Origin of the sequence: Photorhabdus temperata (assembly GCF_025384845.1) — a bacterium.
Taxonomy (GTDB): Bacteria; Pseudomonadota; Gammaproteobacteria; order Enterobacterales; family Enterobacteriaceae; genus Photorhabdus; species Photorhabdus temperata.
This window is the reverse complement of the sequence record NZ_JAJAFX010000006.1, coordinates 101620-121855: the sequence shown is the minus strand read 5'-3', so window position 1 is coordinate 121855 and position 20236 is coordinate 101620. Positions and strand designations below refer to the sequence as shown.

Below are 20236 nucleotides of genomic sequence, written 5' to 3'. Positions count from 1 at the left end.
CTTCGGGCGAATGGGGATATATCAGGTGCCGTCATCTCCCGCTCCGGTAGCGGTGCAAAAGCCTGAATTGCCTCCCCAGGGCAAGAAACACCCGCCAGAGCCGGATAAACCGCAGGATAAAAAATTACCGTGGTATAAGCGGTGGTTTCGTGGTGGAAAAGCGCAGGCTGAAGCCGCTGCTACAGCCGTAGCAGCCACCACCCGCAGCGTGGCCGCGGATGGGGAAGCGCTGGTGATGCGTTACATTGGCGGTGGCGCTGCCAGCTCCGGGCGCTGGCTGGCGGCCCCAAATCCGTTGACGGTCGGGTTAATGGGATTGTTTTATTCACCGAAGCTGAATGAAGGTGAAGAAGATTATTTAAACCGCTATCGCCTTAGTGAGATTGCCGAGCAGTTTGGCAAAGCCCCGACGCGTGTGCGTTTCCGCTGGATAAGAGATGAAAAAAGCGGCAGGATGACGGTTCAGGGGTATCACGTCGGCCCGGAAAGTGGTCTGGATAAAGTGCCGGTTCGTATGATGACGCTGAATCGGACCACCGGTAACTATGAATTCTGGGAGCCGGGAGAAAATCGGCCAACGATTTTATGGACGCCGAACGAACAGGAGTTTCAGGTTCCAGCCCATACTGGGAATGAAGAACGGCCGTTTATTCCGTCGCAAATCACCGTATTGCCAATCCCGGAAAAAGTGGGCAGCGATATTGAATCGTTGCCGATGCCGGAAGAGAAGGATTTCCGCGATTATATTCTGATCTTCCCGATCCCGAATATGCCGCCGGTGTATGTGTATTTGAGTAAACCGCCGGTGAAGCCGCTGGAAGTGGGGGAATATCATGATCTGGCCGGACGCAGTCGTAACGATGGGATGGATATTGATCATATTCCGTCTCAGGCTGCATTAAAAAAATATTTGATTGAAAAATATGGAGAGCTAGATCCTGACGTTCTCAAGAACATTTTAGAAAGTAGCGTTAGTATTGCGATTCCCCGCCGAGTTCATCAAAAGTATAGTGAAACTTATGGAGGACGGAATACACCGACGAAGAAGGCTCAGGATGCATCTGATTTGAAAGCAGCAGTGGATAGTAACTTTGATGCTATAACTCCAGAGCTGAGAGAAGAAGGTTATACCGATATGCAATTGAATAAGGCTCGGGGGGAATTACACAAATTTAATAAAAAGCAAGGGTGGTATGAGTGATGAAAGACATTGCCGCAGTGATTAATAGTTTAGGAAAAACCGCGAATTTGTTAGTTGAAAAACGACTTATCCCAGCTGGAAGATTTGAGTATATGTTTAAAGGGGATAATGAGTTTCTCTGTATACCAGAAGATGGGTTGACGTTGGTTTTTGAAGATAAATCAAGGTTATTAATATCAGTTAGCATGACTTTAATTGCATCTGGGCCAAGGATGAAGATTTATCGAGGTGATATACCACCACCATTTTTTCCTGCAATGGATAAAGCAAAGGTTAGAGCTATATTAGGGGAACCGTCAGAGGCAAAGGAAGCTGTGAAATTACCAATTATTGGAATGGTTGGAGGATGGGATATTTATATTAACCAAATTAAAGACTTATACCCAAATACACGAATAGTCTTTGCGTATTCGGCAGATCAAAGGGTAAGTAATCTGACTTTCAAAAGAATCTGAAATAAGAGTAACCTCTTGTGATTTGTGCTGGAAAAAGTGGGCAGCGATATTGAATCGTTGCCGATGCCGGAAGAGAAGGATTTCCGCGATTATATTTTGATCTTCCCGATCCCGAGTATGCCGCCGGTGTATGTGTATTTGAGTAAACCGCCGGTGAAACTATTTGAGGTGGATTTGTACAGTAATTTTGCGGGCAGGCCAAGGAATGGGACACATGCTGATCATATGCCTTCGGCAGCTGCGGTTCGCAAACATTTGAAGAGAATATATCCAGATGCAAGCAAGCGCGAAATAATGGACATGTCGAGAGATGTTGCTGCCATTATTATTCCAGCGAAAGTGCACCAAAAACTCAGTGCTACTTATGGAGGGAGAAATACTTCATCTCAGATACAACAGGACTCAAAAGATTTGCACTCAGCGCTTGATAGGGATTTTAATGCAATAAAGCCAGCACTAAAGAGCTATGGTGCAACAGAAGAACAGTTGGAAACAGCTAGATTGAAGATGCATAAGATTAATCAGGAACAGAGGTTATACAAATAATGTCGGTTAATATTGAAAAATTAATTAATTGTTTGGGTAAGTCTTATCAGGAAATTTTTGATGAAGGGTTAATCCCTTATAAGACCAAACCAACAGGCTTTCCCGGAGACTCTGATATATCTCTTGATATGGTTAAAGAAGGGATATTCTTATCATTTTTGCGAGAAAATAAAGTACTTACTGAGATAACGTTAACTTTAATTGATCACAAACGGCCTAATTTTATATTTGCTAATGAATTGCCATCACCATTAATTCCTATGATGTCCCGGCAATGGATTCATGAGCATTTTGGTGAGCCTGAAAAATCACTTCCTCCGAGGAAAAGGTTAATTAAAGAAATTGGTTGGACTGAGCTATATACCTTATTGGATTTTTGTATTCCAACTAGTATGCAGGTTGATTACGATCTGCTGGAGCGGGTCAGACTGGTGACTTTTTTGCCCACATCAGAAGTGCGTTGGTAGCCAATAGAAAGGAGGAAGTTTTTTCTTAAAAGCTTTTTCATTCGCGGTTTGAAAAGCCAAACCGCAGATGAATTGGCTTAACCAAGAACAGGGGTTATACAAATAATGACCGTCAATGTTGAAGTGTTAATAAATAGTCTGGGGAAATCTTATCAGGAGATTTTTGATGAAGGGTTAATCCCTTATAAAACCAAGCCAACAGGCTTTTCTGGTGACGAGGTGGTATGCCTGGATATGGTAAAAGAGGGGATATTTCTAGCGTTTTACCGAGAAGAAAAGCGTTTAAAAGAGATTACATTGACCTTGCTAAATGAAAAGAAGCCTCTATATCAATTTCCTAATGAGCTACCATCTCCTTTGGTGTCTCAGATGTCACGACAGTGGGTTCATGAACAGTTTGGTAAGCCTGAGAAATTACGGCAACCACAAATAATAATGAAACGTCAGTTTGGATGGAAAGAGTTATACACATTGCTTGATTTCCGCATTCCTACCAGTATGAAGATCTCTTATGACATGATGGAACGAGTAAAATCAGTAACGTTTTTACCCACTACAGAAGTGCGTTGGTAGTCAATAGAAAGGAGGAAGTTTTTTCTCAAAAGTTTTTTCATTCGCGGTTTGAAAAGCCAAACCGCAGATGAATTGGCTTAACAAAAATAGGAATTATATAAATAATGGCAGTTAATATTGAAGCGTTAATTAATTGTTTAGGGAAAATCTATCAGGAAATTTTTGGTGAGGGATTAATTCATTATAAAACGAAGCCAAGTGGTTTTCCGGGTGATGAGGTTATTTGCTTGGAAATGGTAAAAGAGGGGGGGCTAGCATCTTATAGTGAGGGGATGAATCTAATATAAATTACGTTAACCCTATTAAGGCTTTTATATCAAGGACGGGTTTGATTCAATAAACGCAATTTTTCAAAAGGGAAATAAATTGCATTTAATCGAAAATCATAAACCATTAATAGCGCGTTGAAAATAAACCGGCATATAAAATAATATTATCCGAACAGATAAGTATTAAAACGTTTTCCCGCCATATCCGCAGAATGGGTGGCGGGAGCAAATAACTAACAGCAAACTACAGATTAATTGCGTTGAAAACCGCCTTTGTCAAACATGAAAGCTGCTCTGGTTGAATAATATAAGGTGGCATCAGATAAATCAGTTTACCAAATGGCCTGATCCAGACACCTTCAGAAACAAAATAGTGTTGTAACACCGCCATATTCACCGGTTGTTTCATTTCCACCACCCCAATGGCGCCTAATACCCGAACATCAGCCACTTTTGCATGTAATTTTAATGGCATCAACTCAGCACTTAATTGGTTTTCAATCGATTTAATACGCTGTTGCCAAGGACTTTCTAACAACAATTTCAAACTGGCCTCCGCTACAGCACAAGCTAATGGATTTCCCATAAACGTTGGACCATGCATAAAACAGCCGGCTTCACCATTACTGATCGTTTCGGCTACTTTACGGGTTGTCAGCGTTGCTGATAGCGTCATATAGCCGCCAGTCAGCGCTTTTCCCACACATAAAATATCCGGTTCAATTTCAGCGTGTTCACAAGCAAACAATTTTCCTGTACGGCCAAAGCCGGTGGCAATTTCATCGGCAATTAACAGAATCTGATGCTGATCACAGAGCATTCTGACCTGGCGCAGGTATTCAGGATGATAAATCCGCATTCCTCCGGCACCTTGTACAATAGGTTCCAGGATAACCGCAGCAATATCACTGGAATACTGCTCCAGCAAAGTACGGAATGAAATGATATCCCGTTCATCCCAAAGAGAATCAAATCCACATTCAGGTGATTCGGCAAACAGATGTGGTGGCAGATAACCTTTGTAGAGATTATGCATCGAATTGTCGGGATCACAGACAGACATAGCACCAAACGTATCACCATGATAACCGTGACGTAATGTCAGAATACGCTGACGTTTCTCACCTTTTGCCTGCCAGTATTGCAACGCCATTTTCAGGGCCACTTCCACCGCAACAGAACCTGAATCAGCCAGAAAGACGCATTCAAGCGATGGTGGCGTAATGTCCACTAATTGTCGGCAAAGTGCGACTGCGGATGGATGGGTAATTCCACCAAACATGACATGGGACATCTTATCAATCTGAATCTTCACTGCCTGATTCAGTACCGGATGATTATATCCATGAATGGCAGACCACCATGAAGACATGCCATCTATCAGCTTACGGCCATCAGTGAGTTCCAGCTCCACACCAGAGGCGCTGACAACAGGATAAACCGGAAGTGGCTTGGTCATAGAGGTATAAGGATGCCAGATATGGCGCAGATCAAATTCAATATCAGAAGAAGTCATAAGGCTAGATGTAAACTAATTTATTTAAAATTGGTTGACAGTATAACGACATTATTTAAACTGACGAGACTTTTTTCACACTGGAGATGTCATTGTGACTGAACGTAAGCAATGGACAATTAAGCAGGCGCAAGAACTGTTTGATAAACCTTTTTTCGAATTATTATTTCAAGCGCAACAGATTCACCGTATGCATTTTGACCCGCAGCAGGTACAGGTTAGTACATTACTTTCCATCAAAACGGGCGCTTGTCCGGAAGATTGTAAATATTGCCCGCAAAGCTCCCGCTATAAAACTGGCCTTGAAAAAGAGCGGTTAATGGAAGTGGAGAAAGTGATTGATTCTGCTCGTAAGGCTAAAAAAGCAGGTTCAACACGTTTTTGTATGGGCGCCGCCTGGAAAAACCCTCATGAACGGGATATGCCTTATCTGGAGAAAATGGTTAAGGGAGTCAAAGCATTAGGGATGGAAACCTGCATGACGCTTGGCATGCTCGAGGGTTCACAAGCGCAGCGGCTGGCGGAAGCGGGATTAGATTACTACAACCACAACCTTGATACCTCACCGGAATTTTATGGCAACATCATTACTACCCGGACCTATCAGGACCGGTTGGATACGCTCGATAAGGTGCGGGATGCGGGAATAAAAGTTTGCTCTGGTGGTATTGTCGGCTTGGGTGAGGAAATCCGTGATCGGGCTGCATTGCTGGTACAACTGGCAAACCTGCCAAAACCGCCGGAAAGTGTACCCATTAACATGTTGGTAAAAGTTAAAGGCACGCCGTTGGCTGATAACAAAGATGTGGATGCTTTTGATTTTATCCGCACAATTGCGGTTGCCAGGATCATGATGCCAGCTTCTCATGTTCGGTTATCCGCTGGTCGTGAACAGATGAATGAGCAGACGCAGGCAATGTGTTTTATGGCGGGCGCCAATTCTATTTTCTATGGCTGTAAGTTGCTGACTACGCCTAATCCTGGTGAAGATAAAGATTTACAACTGTTCCGAAAATTGGGTATTAACCCTCAGCAGACTCAAACGGCATTTGGTGATAATCAGCAGCAACAGCATCTGGCAGAAGCCATCATCAATGCGGATAACGAACAATTTTATAATGCGGCATTGTAATGGATTGGTCAGTGTATCTTTCCCGGCAATTATCTGAGCGTCGAGATTCTTCTCTATGGCGTCAGCGGCAGGTTAATCAGAAATCAGATGGGCGTTTCCTGTATACCACTGAAGGCAAATATCTTAATTTTTCCAGTAATGATTACCTGGGATTAAGCGCAAATCCCGCCGTCATTTCCGCATGGCAGCGGGGGGCTGAACAATATGGTGTTGGCAGTGGGGGTTCAGGCCATATTACGGGTTATACAAACGCTCATCAGCAGTTGGAACAACAATTGGCTGACTGGTTGGGTTATCCAAAAGCATTACTGTTTATTTCAGGATATTCTGCTAATCAGGGGGTAATTGCAGCGTTAATGACGAAAGCGGATCGGATTATTGCCGATCGCTTGAGTCATGCTTCATTAATGGAAGCTGCCATGCATTCATCTGCTCAATTACGTCGTTTTCGCCATAATCAACCTGCATCACTTGCGGATTTACTGGCAAAACCCTGTGTTGGAAAAACACTGGTGGTGACCGAAGGGGTGTTCAGTATGGATGGCGACTGCGCTCCGCTGGCCGATATTTATCAGCAAACCCGCGTTTCGGGTAGTTGGCTAATGGTGGATGATGCACATGGTATTGGTGTCTGTGGTGAACAGGGCCGGGGAAGCTGTTGGCAACAGAAAGTAAAACCGGAAATTTTGATTGTCACTTTTGGCAAAGCATTTGGATTGAGTGGTGCCGCGGTACTTTGTGATGAGCAGACGGCAGAATATCTGATTCAGTACGCCCGTCATCTTATTTACAGCACTTCTATGCCTCCGGCGCAGGCGCAGGCGATTTCTGAAGCGATCCGGCAGATCCAATCTGGTGATGAGCTGCGCCAACGATTACAGCAAAATATTGATGACTTCCGCCGGCAGGTACAGAAACTGCCATTCAACCTGACAGATTCAACTACGGCGATTCAGCCATTGATTGTGAGTGATAATGAGCTGAGTGTGTCTTTATCTCAATATCTGCAACAAAAAGGAATTTGGGTTAAAGCGATTCGTCCTCCGACAGTACCGCCAGGCAGTGCCAGATTACGTATTACTCTGACTGCCAGCCATACGCAGCAAGATATTGATATATTGACGGAGGCGCTATATGAGTTCTGTAGCTGAATGTGTCGATAAACGGGCTGTTGCCTGCGCATTTGGGCGTGCTGCCGCTAATTATGATGTGGTAGCAAAATTACAGCAGCAAACCGGTGAATTCCTCATGCAACAAATCAGTGGGCATCCTGGCAGAGTAGTATTAGATGCCGGTTGCGGTACCGGTTTTTTTAGTCATTGCTGGCGGCAACAGGGGAGACAGGTTATCGCGCTGGATTTGGCATCAGGTATGTTAGCTCATGCCCGTGAAAAGCAGGCAGCAGATTATTACCTGCAAGGTGATATTGAACATTTAGGGCTTGCTGACAGCAGTGTTGATATCTGTTTCAGTAATTTGGTTGTTCAATGGTGCGATGATTTATCTGGTGTTTTAACCGAGCTTTATCGGGTAACTCGCCCTGGTGGATTGATTCTGTTTTCCACATTGGCCCAAGGCTCATTACATGAATTGCAGCAAGCCTGGAGTGCGGTTGATAACTATCAGCATATTAATCATTTTCTGCCCCAGCAGATGATTAAAGATGCCTGTCAGGATTTTCGGCACCGTCTTATCAGTCAGGTTTATCGCCAACAATATCCGCATATATTGCCACTATTAGGTTCCCTGAAAGGGATTGGAGCGACTCATCTTCATTGTGGGCGACAGCAGGGACTGATGACCCGTGGCCGGTTGACTGCTTTGGAGCAGGCTTACCCACGGGAAGATAAACATTTACCTCTCAGTTATCAGGTTGTTTTTGGAGTGATTTATCGTGACTAAGAGCTGGTTTTTAACGGGTACAGATACCGAAGTAGGTAAAACCGTTGTAAGTTGTGCTTTGCTACAGGCTGCGACTAAAGCAGGATATAAAACAGCAGGTTATAAACCCGTCGCTTCCGGCAGTGAAATAACACCGGAAGGTGTCCGTAATGCGGATGCACTGGCATTATTGGCAAACAGTTCTTTGCCTTTACAATATGAGGAAGTGAATCCGTTGGTATTTGTTGAAGCGACATCACCGCATATTGTTAGCGCTGATTTAAATCAACCTATTGATTTTTCTGTTATGTCTGCGGGTCTGCATCATCTGGAAAATAAAGCCGACTGGGTTTTAGTCGAAGGTGCTGGTGGTTGGTATACTCCTTTATCGGAATCGGCGACTTTTGCTGACTGGGTGATTAAAGAGCAATTACCGGTTATTCTAACCGTAGGTGTGAAACTTGGCTGTATTAATCATGCAATACTCACCTCAGAGGCTATCAGAGGTTCAGGATTATATTTCGCGGGTTGGATAGCGAATGAAGTTGAACCCGCAAGCAAGCGTCAGAAGGAATATCTGGCGACATTAGAACGTATGCTACCTGCGCCTTTATTGGGTACTATTCCTCATTTAACGCAAGAATATCTTAATTATTCAGGTGAATATATAGATTTTAAATTACTGGTTAATTGAATTATTGAGTTCTGTACCTGATGAACCTAAAAAAGTGTCCGGCTTCAATGAGCCATTTTTATGCTTAGGTTTTTCATCAGGTCGTTAGGCCGTTCATGCCATCAATAATCAGTCTTCGCAAAATCCGATGGGTAACTGCTTAAATTAACGATAACGTCCCTGCTCAAACAGGGCAATTACCGTTACCTTTCGAACATAGTTTGTCGTGTCTTGACTTCAATCCCATAACGCGCCCCCAGGTAACTTTCCACGCTCTCCTTAATCCTGCTCATGTCTGCTGAACAAAAGTCACGGTCACCAGCAAAATCCAGATCTTCGCTGGTATCGCAACTAAAGCTGACCGACTAAATTGGGGTTATTCTCAATGTAGGTAAACATTTCATCTATGTGTTAAGGAATACCTTCTATATCATACTTCGGCGAGTTTTTTATTAACCGTGGCATCTGCGGGTTGGTTTATATAACTTCTGAATATCTTTCTTACCAGGTATATAGGGCCTACACCCAGAATAGAATAAACGACTTTAATTATAAATTGGGCAATAATCATTTCTTTTATGATATCGATACTGAGAACACCATAAAAAGCAATTGAGCAGAATATTATGCTATCAAATGCCGAGGCGATGACAGTACTGGTTATCACTCTGAGGAAAAGATACTTTGAATTTGTGAGAGATTTTATTTTGCAAAGAAGATACGAATTTATATTCTCAGAGATAAAATAAGCAAGAGATGATGCCAGTAATACCGAGACAATACTATTAATTATGCCACTATAAGTTACACCAAACTCCCATCCAGGAACACCTGGCATCAGTGCGGTTGCCCAAAGCCCCAGAACAAACAGTAAATTCGCGGCAAAGGAGATAATAATCGTTCTTCTCGCCAGGCGTAACCCATAGAATTCGTTTAGAATATCGACCAGAAGGAAAGTGATTGGGTAAATAAACACGCCGGGCGGAGTGACGATATTAATAATAGGGACATGAATGGGCTTCACGCCACATATCGTGGAGAAAATATAAATAACACTGAGTGCGACGCTGATGAGTAAATACGCTTGCCATGAACGCTCATGACGATCCCCGAGTTCATAAGCTGTGACAATGTTACTATGGCTGTATAATTTACGATATAGCGTACTGAGTTCATGCCTGCTCAAATCTTCTGAAATATCACTATCGACCAGCTCTTTCAGCCCCATAGTAATGGTCTTGCCCGTCGCAAGTACCATGATATTTGCTGATAATTTACCGTACCTTGTAAATCCCAATAACTTAAATTTCTGGTTTGCGGTCATTTATAGCCTTTCTCCTACGATATAACCTAAAAATTGAGCGTATTTAGGGTATCTTCTGTCTATACTGTCATCATCTTTCTCTTGCCGGATAAAGAACCCGATGTCTTTAGAGTAGTACAGTAATGGGGTGTTAGTGACTAACGCGGGAGGGCGTTTTATGATGATCACCTCGCCGGGTATAAAGGTATCTTCTATTTCCGATTCGATTTTAATCGCCAACATATTTGACTCATCGCCAAAGAAATAGGTCAGCGGGTACTCGGTAACAAGCTGACCTATTTTTTTTCCGGAAACAGATAAAAATTCAGATTGTGGAATGATGGGGATGGCTGACGGATTTTTATTACCTTCAGTTGAAAGCGTTTCATTGAGGCGTTCTAATTGTTCAAGGTCATAATTTTCTATTTCTTCACAGGAAACACCGAAAAAATCGGAGATCCGGAGGATGGTAGATTGTTGAACGTTATTAACTTGTCCTTCCAGGATTTTATAAATGGTAGTACGCGTTAATCCTGTTCGATTGGAAAAGGAGCTCTTGGTTTCGCCACGGGTACGTATCAAATACTCTATGTTCTTAATGATATTTGTTTTTCGCTGTGCATTAGACGTTTTCATAAAAATCCTTTATGTAAAAATTACTGCATAACTATATATTACTCAATGATATTGTCCAGTATGAGAAAACCACTCATTGTAATAATTTATTGATTTTACTTTAATATATTGTCTTTATAGCTATTTATATTAGCACATCTTGTGTCAGAAAATGCGCATGGAGTTACATTTATATTTTAAAAATAAAAGTTAAATCATAGTATTAAGTTGGATGCATTATAAAGTTTACACAAAAATGAACTTTATGTTTCTTTTTATGTTGACTTTATGGACTCTATTACAATAATGTTAAGTTGTGTTGATGTGTTTTTTGGCAGTTAGATAGCATCAACCAAAATATTATTCCTATTATAAATCCCTCGGGGAAGAGCTACTTCAACCTTCGAGTTTAAACACTGGTTATTTCTTTTAGCACTAGGGAACCACTGTAAAATAAGGAAGTGAAATAAACATTAGGACTTAAGTTAGTAAATTGATTAAATGGTAACACAGTTAAATCACCGGGAAATGGCAATATAAAAATGCTTGGGAACAGCAATAAGATTAAAATTGTGGATGATAGGTACAAAGTAGGTCTTTCGATCGAAAATAGCCAGCAGAATATTGGATATTTTGTCAGGGCAGTGTAGATCTGATATTTTTGTATCTATCGTTTTTTTAAAGCTCTCTATGGCGTTCATCTTGTAAAATAGGGGAATATACCCTTCATCTTTCAAGTTGCTGCTTTGTTGGCTGCGTTCACTTACCCCAGTCACATAGTTATCTATGCTCCTGGGGATGCGTTCACTTGCCGCCGCGCTGCAACTTGAAATCTATTGGGTATACTGATGTGAATTAATCTACTTATCAAGGATATCCTGTATATTCTGGTTAAAAAATGAGTTTTACTCATATCAATAAGGTGGTTTTATTTTTCTGGCGAATGCTTATTAGTATAGCCAAAAATGTTATTGGTGATATTGAATCTACTGTTGCTGAAAACAGAAAAAACAGTGATAAACCTTATTATCGAAATGAAAATATTCATTTTATTTCTTCTCAGGTGAAAAACTATCACCCTTTCTTCTGGTGTAAACAGATTTGATACTGGAAAACTGTTTACCGGTTATTTCCTATTGAATGAAAATTCTGCTGCGAAGTCGGTATGGTTTGTTTATGTTTAAAAAAACAGTAAAAATTTTTACTGGTAGAGGATACCTCTTTTGTGGAATGATGCTGCAACCTCGTACAGCTAATAGGGTTTGTAGAGTTATCCACTATTCCTGTGGATAACCTTGTGTATTAGGCTTAGAAAAGTTGCGTAACGCAAGAAAATACGCGGCTTTCATTAAGGTTGATGTTATTCTCGTCTTTGTTTTAATTTTATTAAATATCAATAAGATAATTAAAATCAAGCCTTGTTTGATCGGTGATGATGCCCTGTGTTGTCACCTTTCAGTCGATCATATAAAAAATGAAAAAATCAAGGTGATTTTGGGGATAACGTGGTATTTATTTTGATGTCAACCAATTTTTAATTAATAGGAAAATGGTCCAAATTGAGCCGGTTTTTACAAAACTGACTTGAAGCTGGTTTTTTATCCAGTATTATAGACGGCTTAATGTTAGGAAAGTGAGATATCTATGAGTAAGGTGTTCAAATTACGTTCTGACTTCCAACCTGGTGGTGATCAACCAGAGGCTATTCACCGATTGCAGGAAGGGCTGGAGGACGGGCTTGCCCACCAGACTCTGTTGGGCGTAACGGGGTCTGGTAAAACATTCACTATTGCTAATGTGATAGCGAATTTAAACCGGCCAACAATGGTACTTGCGCCAAACAAGACACTAGCGGCTCAACTTTACAGCGAAATGAAGGAATTTTTTCCAGAGAATGCGGTGGAGTACTTTGTTTCTTACTACGATTATTACCAACCTGAAGCTTATGTTCCCAGTTCTGATACTTTTATCGAAAAAGATGCTTCAGTAAACGAGCACATTGAACAAATGCGTTTGTCCGCCACGAAGGCTTTGCTGGAGCGGCGGGATGTCATCGTGGTTGCATCTGTATCGGCTATTTATGGCTTGGGTGATCCGGACAGCTACCTAAAAATGATGCTCCACCTGACCAATGGCATGATTATCGATCAACGTTCCATTCTGCGGCGTTTAGCTGAATTGCAATATACCCGTAATGATCAGGCATTTCAGCGGGGGACATTCAGGGTACGTGGTGAAGTGATTGATATCTTCCCGGCTGAATCTGATGATCACGCTTTGCGTGTTGAATTATTTGATGATGAGGTGGAACGGTTATCACTGTTTGATCCGCTGACGGGACAGATTGAATATCATGTTCCGCGATATACTGTTTATCCGAAAACTCACTATGTGACGCCTCGTGAGCGTATTATTCAGGCAATGGAAGAGATTAAAGTTGAGCTTGAGGAGCGGCGCAAGGTACTGCTGGCAAACGGTAAGTTGTTGGAAGAACAGCGTGTTACTCAGCGTACCCAGTTTGATTTGGAAATGATGAATGAATTGGGTTACTGCTCCGGCATTGAAAACTACTCTCGTTACCTCTCCGGGCGTGCGGAAGGAGAGCCGCCTCCGACCCTGTTTGATTATCTTTCTGCTGATGGCCTGTTAGTGGTGGATGAATCACACGTGACAATCCCGCAAATCGGTGGGATGTACCGAGGGGATCGTTCCCGTAAAGAAACGTTAGTGGAATATGGTTTCCGTATGCCTTCCGCATTGGATAACCGCCCGCTGAGATTTGAAGAATTTGAAGCACTGGCTCCACAGACAATTTATGTTTCGGCCACGCCGGGTAAATATGAATTGGAAAAATCCGCTGGGGATGTCGTGGAACAGGTGGTGCGTCCTACCGGTTTGCTTGATCCTGAAATAGAAGTTCGCCCAGTCACCACTCAGGTTGATGACTTACTGTCTGAAATCCGTATTCGGGCGGTGAAAAATGAGCGGGTGCTGGTCACTACGCTGACCAAGCGAATGGCGGAGGATTTGACTGAATATTTGGAAGAACATGGTGAGCGGGTTCGCTATTTGCACTCAGATATTGATACTGTCGAACGTGTGGAAATTATTCGGGATCTTCGTTTAGGTGAGTTTGATGTATTAGTGGGCATTAACTTGTTGAGGGAAGGGCTAGACATGCCAGAGGTTTCTCTGGTGGCGATTCTTGATGCTGATAAAGAAGGTTTCCTGCGTTCTGAGCGTTCATTAATTCAAACTATTGGGCGTGCAGCCCGTAACTTGCATGGTAAGGCGATTCTTTATGGCGATAAGATCACTGATTCAATGGCGAAAGCGATTGGTGAGACGGAACGTCGTCGTGCTAAACAACAAGTATTTAATCAAGAGCACGGCATTGTTCCAACCGGTCTGAATAAAAAGATCAGTGATATTCTGCAAATTGGTCAGCCTGCGGGTAGCAAAGGGAAAGGCAGAAGTAAGCTGGTTGTGCCGGAAGAATTCAGCAAGCTGTCTGCCAAAGAGCTGGAAAACAAAATCCGCGGGCTGGAAGCGAAAATGTACCAACATGCGCAGGATCTTGAATTCGAGCAGGCAGCGAGTGTTCGGGATCAGGTTCAGGCATTGCGTGAGCAATTTATTGCCAATTCTTAATTAACCAAGGTTTTGCAGGGTATTTTCTAACGCCTGATGCAGTAATTCACGGTCGTGGCGGTAGGGAATATCCTGTGCTTCCAGTATTTGTTGAGTAATAAACCGGTCGCTAAGTTCGCTGGTATCTGTGCAGGGGCCAACAATGACCGCGTTGATCATCCGGCAGCCAATTTTATTTTCCATTATTTCCAGTTTATCTTTCAGTGTTAACCCAGCGGCGGCGGTACTTAATTCTTTCCCAAGATTACCGATATAAATCATATTGGCGTTGCTGCGGCGCAGTGCCTGAGTTAAATCTTCAAGTAAAAGTAATGGCATCAGACTGGTAAAGAAGCTTCCAGGCCCGATAATAATCAGGTCCGCTTGAGTGATAGCATCCAGCGCCTCTTTTGTCGCCATCGCTGGGGGGTAAAGCATCAACTCCTGTGGCATACAATTCAATTGATCAATATTGACTTCACCATAGATGGTGTTGCCTTGATCATCTATCGCCATCAGGTCAACGGGTTGTTCAGACATGGGAATAAGATGAGCATTCACTTTCAGTAGGCTGCGGACTAAATTAATTGCTTCAAGTGGTCTGACACTCAAATGATCCAACGCCTTAAGCATCAGATTACCCAAGTTATGACCTGACAGTTCTCCGTTACCACCAAAACGGTATTCAAACATTGCTGATGCAACGCTGGGTTCGGTAATGAGCTGATTTAAACAATTGCGGGTATCTCCCCAGGCAATACCGCCTTCGGAGCGCCGGATCCTGCCGGTTGAGCCGCCATTATCTGTTGTGGTGACGATACCTGTCAGGCGGGAGCCTAATGATGAAAGAGAGGACATAACACGCCCAAGGCCATGACCTCCACCGAGGGCAACTACCCGATCTAAATCGGCTAATGTGCGGTTTCGCATAGAATTCCTGTTGCTGACTGAACTTATATTTACCGAGTAATTTTAGCGTAATTTATTATAAAACACGATTAACCGAAAAAGTGCCGTGATTTGGCGCAATATTTTAATCAATCAACACCCATAGAACCGTCTGCTATTTGTTCTGGCATTGGCTAAGTCGTTGTATATTAAATTATATAATGAAAGTGGATGTTCGCCTTTTTCCTTCTTAAGCGCTAGAATTGATATTGAGAACGTCGTTTTACATTAAATCATAGATATTGAAATTAACTCCTAGCCTCTGCGTCTAAGTCACCGTTTTACACAGCGATATGATGTTTTGGCCGTGGCCGCTGAGTCACCAGGATGTAGGGCAGAAATGCCCGCGTCTCCCATATTTGGAAAGGTGTTATTGTGGAACAACTCGTAGATGCTTTTGCCCGCAAATTTTATTATTTGAGGTTGTCGATTACCGATGTTTGTAATTTCCGGTGTACTTATTGCCTGCCGGATGGCTATAAGCCCCGCGGGCATCACTCCTTTTTGACATTATCTGAAATCCGTCTTGTTAGCCGGGCATTTGCCGATCTTGGTACAGAGAAAATCCGTTTGACGGGTGGCGAACCGACCATGCGCCGTGATTTCACGGATATCATTTCTGTTATCCGTGAAAATAAGTTAATCAGAACCCTTGCTGTAACCACCAATGGTTATCGGATGGAACGGAATATTGCCGAGTGGAAAGAGGCAGGTTTAACCGCGGTGAATGTCAGTATGGACTCGCTTGATCCCCGTCAGTTTCATGCGATTACCGGACAAGACAAATTCTTTCAGGTGATACGTGGTATTGATGCGGCATTTGCAGCGGGTTTCAGTAAAGTGAAAGTCAACGTGGTGCTGATGAAAAACGTCAATGACATCAGCCTGCCGGCTTTCCTGCACTGGATAAAAGATCGCCCTATCCAATTGAGATTTATTGAATTAATGGAAACCGGTGATGGCGGTGAAATGTTTCGTAAATACCACATTTCTGGCGAAACTATCCGGGAATGCTTGCTGCACGATGGTTGGCATCAGCTGCAACGCTCACGCAGTGATGGTCCGGCACAGGTTTTTAGCCATCCTGATTATCAGGGGGAAATTGGTCTGATTATGCCTTATGAGAGAGATTTCTGCCGAAGTTGTAATCGCTTGCGTGTTTCTGCAATAGGTAATCTTCACTTATGCCTGTTTGGTGAACAGGGGATATCACTGCGTGATTTGTTATCAAGTGAAGAGCAACTCAATGATTTGAAATTGCGCATTCAGGGGGGGCTGCACCATAAACGGGAAACCCATTTCCTTCATCAGGGTGACAGCGGTATCACCCCAAATCTTTCTGTCATCGGCGGTTAATTTACTGCCTGGTATTGTTATTTTTTCAGGAGCAAAGAATGTCTCAATTAACCCACATTAATTCTACTGGTGAAGCTCATATGGTTGATGTCTCTGCTAAAGCCGAAACAGAACGTGAGGCGCGGGCAGAGGCTTTTATTGAAATGACGCCGGAAACACTGGCAATGATTATTGACGGTAGTCATCACAAAGGGGATGTGTTTGCAACGGCCCGGATTGCGGGTATTCAGGCGGCGAAACGTACATGGGAATTAATTCCGCTTTGTCATCCATTACTGCTAACGAAAGTCGAAGTTCAGTTGGAAGCGCAGGCAGAATATAACCGGGTGAGAATTGAATCCTGTTGCCGTCTGACAGGAAAAACCGGCATTGAAATGGAGGCGCTGACAGCGGCATCCGTCGCGGCGCTGACTATTTATGATATGTGTAAAGCCGTACAGAAAGATATGGTCATCGGGCCGGTTCGTTTGCTGGAGAAACGGGGTGGGCGATTAGGGCATTTTAAGGTGGAAGAATGATTAAAGTACTCTTTTTTGCTCAAGTACGTGAGCTGGTAGGGACTGATTCACTGGAGCTGGATAATCATTACCCAACCGTTGAGGGCTTGAGAAAGGCATTAATATCACAAGGTGAGCGTTGGGCTATGGCGCTGGAAGATGGAAAACTTCTGTCAGCGGTAAACCAAACTTTTGTTCATGGTGGGCATCCATTACAGGATGGTGATGAAGTGGCTTTTTTCCCGCCGGTGACTGGGGGGTGATTAATGGAAAATACGCGTATTTTTGTTGGCCCGGAAAATTTCAGTGTCGGGGATGAGTACCAATGGCTTTCTCAATGTGATGAAGATGGGGCTATTGTCACTTTCACGGGAAAAGTTCGTCATCATAATCTGGGTGACCGAGTAAGTGTACTGAGACTGGAACACTATCCCGGAATGACGGAAAAAGTGTTACAAAATATTGTCGCCGAAGCGCGGGATCGCTGGTCATTGCAGCGCATCAGCGTTATTCATCGGATAGGTGCGCTTTACCCTGGTGATGAAATTGTGTTTGTTGGAGTGACAAGCGCTCATCGTCATATGGCTTTTGAAGCTGCTGAATTTATTATGGATTATTTGAAAACAAAGGCGCCTTTCTGGAAAAAAGAGTCCTTGTCTGATGGTGAACGTTGGGTTGAATCCCGCGAGAGCGATCAAGAAGCAGCGAGACGCTGGTTATGAAGGCATTTTCTATTTTTGCGAAACGCTTCGAAAACTGATCAGATAGATCAACTGCTATACAAGTAATTATTGAATGGTTAATTGTTTTGATTATATTCTGTGATAATGTATAAAACTTGAGTGGGTTGTTGATATTAAAACAGCCTGAATTTCTAAACACTGTCATAGAAGGTAAGCGCCATGGATCGTTATCCACGCTCAAATGGTTCTATAATCCAGCAGGCTGGAACCGGCCTGCAAACTTATATGGCCCAAGTTTATGGTTGGATGACTTGTGGCCTGTTGTTAACAGCGTTTGTGGCTTGGTATGCGTCACAAAGTCAGGTTGTTGTTGCATTTATTTTCTCAAACTCAATTGTTTTCTATGGGCTGATTATTGCTCAATTGGGACTGGTTTTCGTCCTTTCCGGTTTGATTAACCGTATGAACGGTTCATTAGCAACAGGGTTGTTTATGTTGTATTCAGCTCTGACCGGGCTGACGCTTTCCAGTATTTTCATCGCATATACTGGTAGTTCCATTGCCACCACTTTTGTCGTGACTGCCGGCATGTTTGGTGCGCTGAGTTTTTACGGCTATACCACCAAACGTAGTCTGAGTGGCCTTGGCAGCTTCCTGTTTATGGGGCTTATCGGCATCATTCTGGCTTCTCTGGTTAACTATTGGTTGAAGAGTGAAACGTTGATGTGGGCGATAACCTACATTGGTGTGGTTATTTTTGCGGGCTTGACTGCTTATGACACTCAGAAACTGAAAGAAATGGGTGAAAATCTGGATGTGAATGATAAAGAGAATCTGCGTAAATTCTCTATTGTCGGCGCGCTGACCCTGTATCTGGACTTCATTAATATGTTCTTGATGCTACTGCGTATTTTTGGCGATCGCCGTTAATTGATATTTTCAGTGTAGTTAAAATAACTTTAGCTACACTGAGTTTTAACTCAGAAACACTGGATGGTTTTGTAAGAAATAAACGTGTCTATTATTATGTAGATAAGAAGAGCTATTGATGGAGAAAATGAAAATTTAACCGCCTTATTTAATAAGACGGTTAGTGAGATTAGTTAATTTTTGTCAGAAATTGGGCAGCTTTGCTCATTTTTTTCCATGATTCATCACTGACTTTATTACCTGCGAGGGCAAAAGATGCACGTAAAGAGCGGTTAATCCGTTTTTCCAAATTAGCCTCAGAAATATGTTTGGTTGTATTTTCTTTGTCCCTAATTTGTATGGTAACTTGCGAGGGTGATTTGTTCATAATCTTACCTTAGCCAAAAGCTGTATTGTTGATTATATAACTACTCTTTATAGTAAGTTTGTACATGTGTATTATCACATCAAGCAATTTTCCGTCGGAACAACCAATAGGCAAGATTCCCGGTTGTGACAGTGATTGCCAGAAGGGGCCACAGGCTTCTCCAGATAACAGCGAAATTGGCATCTTTGAGATAAATCTGCTTGGTTATGTCATTAAAATGCCAGATAGGATTAACCCAGGTGAGATCTTGTAACCATCCAGGCATATTTTCAACCGGAGAAATATAACCGGAGATCAAGATGGCAGGCATGATAAAAACAAATACGCCAATAAACGCCTGTTGCTGAGTGTAACAAAGAGAAGAGATTAACAAGCCAAATCCCACCAGCGATAAGCTGTATATCAACATGGATAAATAGAACAGCGGTAGTGAGCCGGAAAATGGGATTTGATAGCAAAAGATACCAATAGCCAGCACTAAAGTTGCCTGAAAAGTCGCTACGACTACAGCAGGAACCGCTTTACCAATGAAAATCTGCCAGGTGGTCATAGGTGAAACCAGTAACTGGTCCAGCGTTCCTTGCTCTCTTTCCCGGGCAATTGACAATGCCGTGACCGTTAATATCCCGACTGTGGTAATCAGTGCAACCAGAGAAGGTACGACAAACCATTTATAATCCAGATTGGGGTTGTACCAGTTGCGGATCACCAATTCACTGTTATTGGCTTTCGGCATATTACCCATTAGCTCCTGTTGATAGTGCAGGACAATTTCCTGGATATAGCCGGCAGCAATTTGAGCACTGTTAGAATTACGACCATCCAGCAGTACTTGAAGAGAAACGGGATCATGGCTGGCAATTTTAGCACTGAAATCTTGTGGGAAACGAACCAGCAGTAAGGCTTTTTGGTGATCGATTATGGGCTGTATCTCTTGTGAATGGGTCAACAATATCACGTCAGGAAATGCTTTTGATTTTGCCAGTCGTTGGGTCAGCTCGATAGAAGCTTTGCCTTTGTCCTCATCAAAAATAGCAATGGTAGCGTTAGTGACGTCAAGCGTTGCCGACAGTGGAAATAGGATCATCTGAAAGATAACCGGCATAACCAATATGGCCCGTGTCTGCGGATCTCTGAGCAGAGACTGCAATTCTTTAATAATCAGTGTGTAAAGACGATAAAACATGGTAATTC

The 20236-nt window shown here is 42.8% G+C and carries 23 protein-coding genes and 1 riboswitch; of the genes, 17 read left to right on the top strand and 6 right to left on the bottom strand.

Annotated features, from left to right (window positions below; all coding sequences use genetic code 11):
- The 6 genes from LGZ99_RS03875 to LGZ99_RS03850 form a co-directional block, all read left to right on the top strand.
- Nucleotides 1-1201: S-type pyocin domain-containing protein (locus LGZ99_RS03875; protein WP_262978858.1), on the top strand; the 1201-nt coding region annotated here is incomplete at its 5' end.
- The gene (locus tag LGZ99_RS03870) at nt 1201-1656 is read left to right on the top strand and encodes a DUF6392 family protein (RefSeq protein WP_023046561.1); all 456 of its coding nucleotides are present in this window, start codon (nt 1201-1203) and stop codon (nt 1654-1656) included. The genes LGZ99_RS03875 and LGZ99_RS03870, both read left to right, overlap by 1 nt.
- A gap of 24 nt (nt 1657-1680) precedes the next feature.
- The gene (locus LGZ99_RS03865; protein WP_262978857.1) at nt 1681-2202 is read left to right on the top strand and encodes an S-type pyocin domain-containing protein; all 522 of its coding nucleotides are present in this window, start codon (nt 1681-1683) and stop codon (nt 2200-2202) included.
- Nucleotides 2202-2669, top strand: coding sequence for a DUF6392 family protein (locus LGZ99_RS03860; protein WP_262978856.1), 468 nt, complete (start codon nt 2202-2204; stop codon nt 2667-2669). Before LGZ99_RS03865 ends, LGZ99_RS03860 begins: the two co-directional genes overlap by 1 nt.
- Before the next feature lie 105 nt (nt 2670-2774).
- Nucleotides 2775-3242 (top strand): DUF6392 family protein, encoded by a 468-nt coding sequence (locus LGZ99_RS03855; RefSeq protein WP_021325690.1) that lies wholly within the window; start codon nt 2775-2777, stop codon nt 3240-3242.
- A 104-nt stretch (nt 3243-3346) separates the two neighbouring features.
- Nucleotides 3347-3529: a DUF6392 family protein gene (locus LGZ99_RS03850; RefSeq protein WP_021325691.1), complete on the top strand. Its 183-nt coding sequence runs from the start codon at nt 3347-3349 to the stop codon at nt 3527-3529.
- Between the two features lie 226 nt (nt 3530-3755).
- Here LGZ99_RS03850 and bioA read toward each other — a convergent pair whose 3' ends face one another.
- On the bottom strand, nt 3756-5027 hold the full coding sequence (gene bioA / locus LGZ99_RS03845; RefSeq protein ID WP_023046074.1) for an adenosylmethionine--8-amino-7-oxononanoate transaminase: 1272 nt from the start codon (nt 5025-5027) through the stop codon (nt 3756-3758).
- A 94-nt stretch (nt 5028-5121) separates the two neighbouring features.
- Here bioA and bioB point away from each other — a divergent pair, with 94 nt between their 5' ends.
- The 4 genes from bioB to bioD are packed head-to-tail and all read left to right on the top strand — an operon-like array spanning nt 5122 to nt 8734.
- Nucleotides 5122-6159, top strand: a complete 1038-nt coding sequence (bioB, locus tag LGZ99_RS03840) for a biotin synthase BioB (RefSeq protein ID WP_036841195.1) — start codon at nt 5122-5124, stop codon at nt 6157-6159.
- Complete coding sequence (gene bioF, locus LGZ99_RS03835; protein WP_023046075.1) at nt 6159-7310, top strand: 8-amino-7-oxononanoate synthase; 1152 nt, start codon at nt 6159-6161, stop codon at nt 7308-7310. Before bioB ends, bioF begins: the two co-directional genes overlap by 1 nt.
- A complete protein-coding gene (gene bioC, locus LGZ99_RS03830) occupies nt 7294-8061 on the top strand; it encodes a malonyl-ACP O-methyltransferase BioC (RefSeq protein WP_023046076.1) in 768 nt (255 codons plus the stop codon). The genes bioF and bioC overlap by 17 nt, the downstream gene beginning before the upstream one ends.
- On the top strand, nt 8054-8734 hold the full coding sequence (gene bioD, locus LGZ99_RS03825; RefSeq protein ID WP_262978855.1) for a dethiobiotin synthase: 681 nt from the start codon (nt 8054-8056) through the stop codon (nt 8732-8734). Before bioC ends, bioD begins: the two co-directional genes overlap by 8 nt.
- A 409-nt stretch (nt 8735-9143) precedes the next feature.
- On the opposite strand, the gene LGZ99_RS03820 is transcribed toward bioD, so the two are convergent.
- Together LGZ99_RS03820 and LGZ99_RS03815 are read right to left on the bottom strand one after the other, a co-directional pair.
- Nucleotides 9144-10037, bottom strand: a complete 894-nt coding sequence (locus LGZ99_RS03820; protein WP_023046078.1) for a queuosine precursor transporter — start codon at nt 10035-10037, stop codon at nt 9144-9146.
- Nucleotides 10038-10652, bottom strand: a complete 615-nt coding sequence (locus tag LGZ99_RS03815) for a helix-turn-helix domain-containing protein (protein ID WP_021325696.1) — start codon at nt 10650-10652, stop codon at nt 10038-10040.
- A gap of 877 nt (nt 10653-11529) precedes the next feature.
- Here LGZ99_RS03815 and LGZ99_RS03810 point away from each other — a divergent pair.
- Together LGZ99_RS03810 and uvrB are read left to right on the top strand one after the other, a co-directional pair.
- A complete protein-coding gene (locus tag LGZ99_RS03810) occupies nt 11530-11736 on the top strand; it encodes a hypothetical protein (RefSeq protein WP_021325697.1) in 207 nt (68 codons plus the stop codon).
- Between the two features lie 539 nt (nt 11737-12275).
- The gene (gene uvrB / locus LGZ99_RS03805) at nt 12276-14282 is read left to right on the top strand and encodes an excinuclease ABC subunit UvrB (RefSeq protein WP_021325699.1); all 2007 of its coding nucleotides are present in this window, start codon (nt 12276-12278) and stop codon (nt 14280-14282) included.
- Here the strand turns inward: uvrB and yvcK are convergent, their stop codons facing one another.
- Nucleotides 14283-15191, bottom strand: coding sequence for a uridine diphosphate-N-acetylglucosamine-binding protein YvcK (yvcK, locus tag LGZ99_RS03800; RefSeq protein WP_021325700.1), 909 nt, complete (start codon nt 15189-15191; stop codon nt 14283-14285).
- 258 nt (nt 15192-15449) lie between these two features.
- Nucleotides 15450-15595: riboswitch (molybdenum cofactor riboswitch) on the top strand.
- On the opposite strand from yvcK, the gene moaA reads away from it, so the two are divergent.
- The 5 genes from moaA to LGZ99_RS03775 all read left to right on the top strand — a co-directional run bounded on the left by moaA (nt 15582) and on the right by LGZ99_RS03775 (nt 18675).
- Complete coding sequence (moaA, locus tag LGZ99_RS03795) at nt 15582-16565, top strand: GTP 3',8-cyclase MoaA (RefSeq protein WP_262978860.1); 984 nt, start codon at nt 15582-15584, stop codon at nt 16563-16565. It overlaps the preceding riboswitch by 14 nt.
- Before the next feature lie 38 nt (nt 16566-16603).
- Entirely contained in the window at nt 16604-17083 is a 480-nt protein-coding gene (gene moaC / locus LGZ99_RS03790) for a cyclic pyranopterin monophosphate synthase MoaC (RefSeq protein ID WP_021325702.1), read from the top strand.
- On the top strand, nt 17080-17325 hold the full coding sequence (gene moaD / locus LGZ99_RS03785) for a molybdopterin synthase sulfur carrier subunit (protein WP_036838146.1): 246 nt from the start codon (nt 17080-17082) through the stop codon (nt 17323-17325). The genes moaC and moaD overlap by 4 nt, the downstream gene beginning before the upstream one ends.
- Before the next feature lie 3 nt (nt 17326-17328).
- Complete coding sequence (gene moaE / locus LGZ99_RS03780) at nt 17329-17784, top strand: molybdopterin synthase catalytic subunit MoaE (RefSeq protein ID WP_262978854.1); 456 nt, start codon at nt 17329-17331, stop codon at nt 17782-17784.
- A 180-nt stretch (nt 17785-17964) separates the two neighbouring features.
- Entirely contained in the window at nt 17965-18675 is a 711-nt protein-coding gene (locus LGZ99_RS03775) for a Bax inhibitor-1/YccA family protein (protein ID WP_021325705.1), read from the top strand.
- A 169-nt stretch (nt 18676-18844) separates the two neighbouring features.
- Here the strand turns inward: LGZ99_RS03775 and LGZ99_RS03770 are convergent, their stop codons facing one another.
- Nucleotides 18845-19042, bottom strand: a complete 198-nt coding sequence (locus LGZ99_RS03770; protein WP_036838139.1) for a hypothetical protein — start codon at nt 19040-19042, stop codon at nt 18845-18847.
- A 79-nt stretch (nt 19043-19121) separates the two neighbouring features.
- The gene (locus tag LGZ99_RS03765) at nt 19122-20228 is read right to left on the bottom strand and encodes an ABC transporter permease (protein WP_021325708.1); all 1107 of its coding nucleotides are present in this window, start codon (nt 20226-20228) and stop codon (nt 19122-19124) included.
- Nucleotides 20229-20236 lie beyond the last annotated feature (8 nt).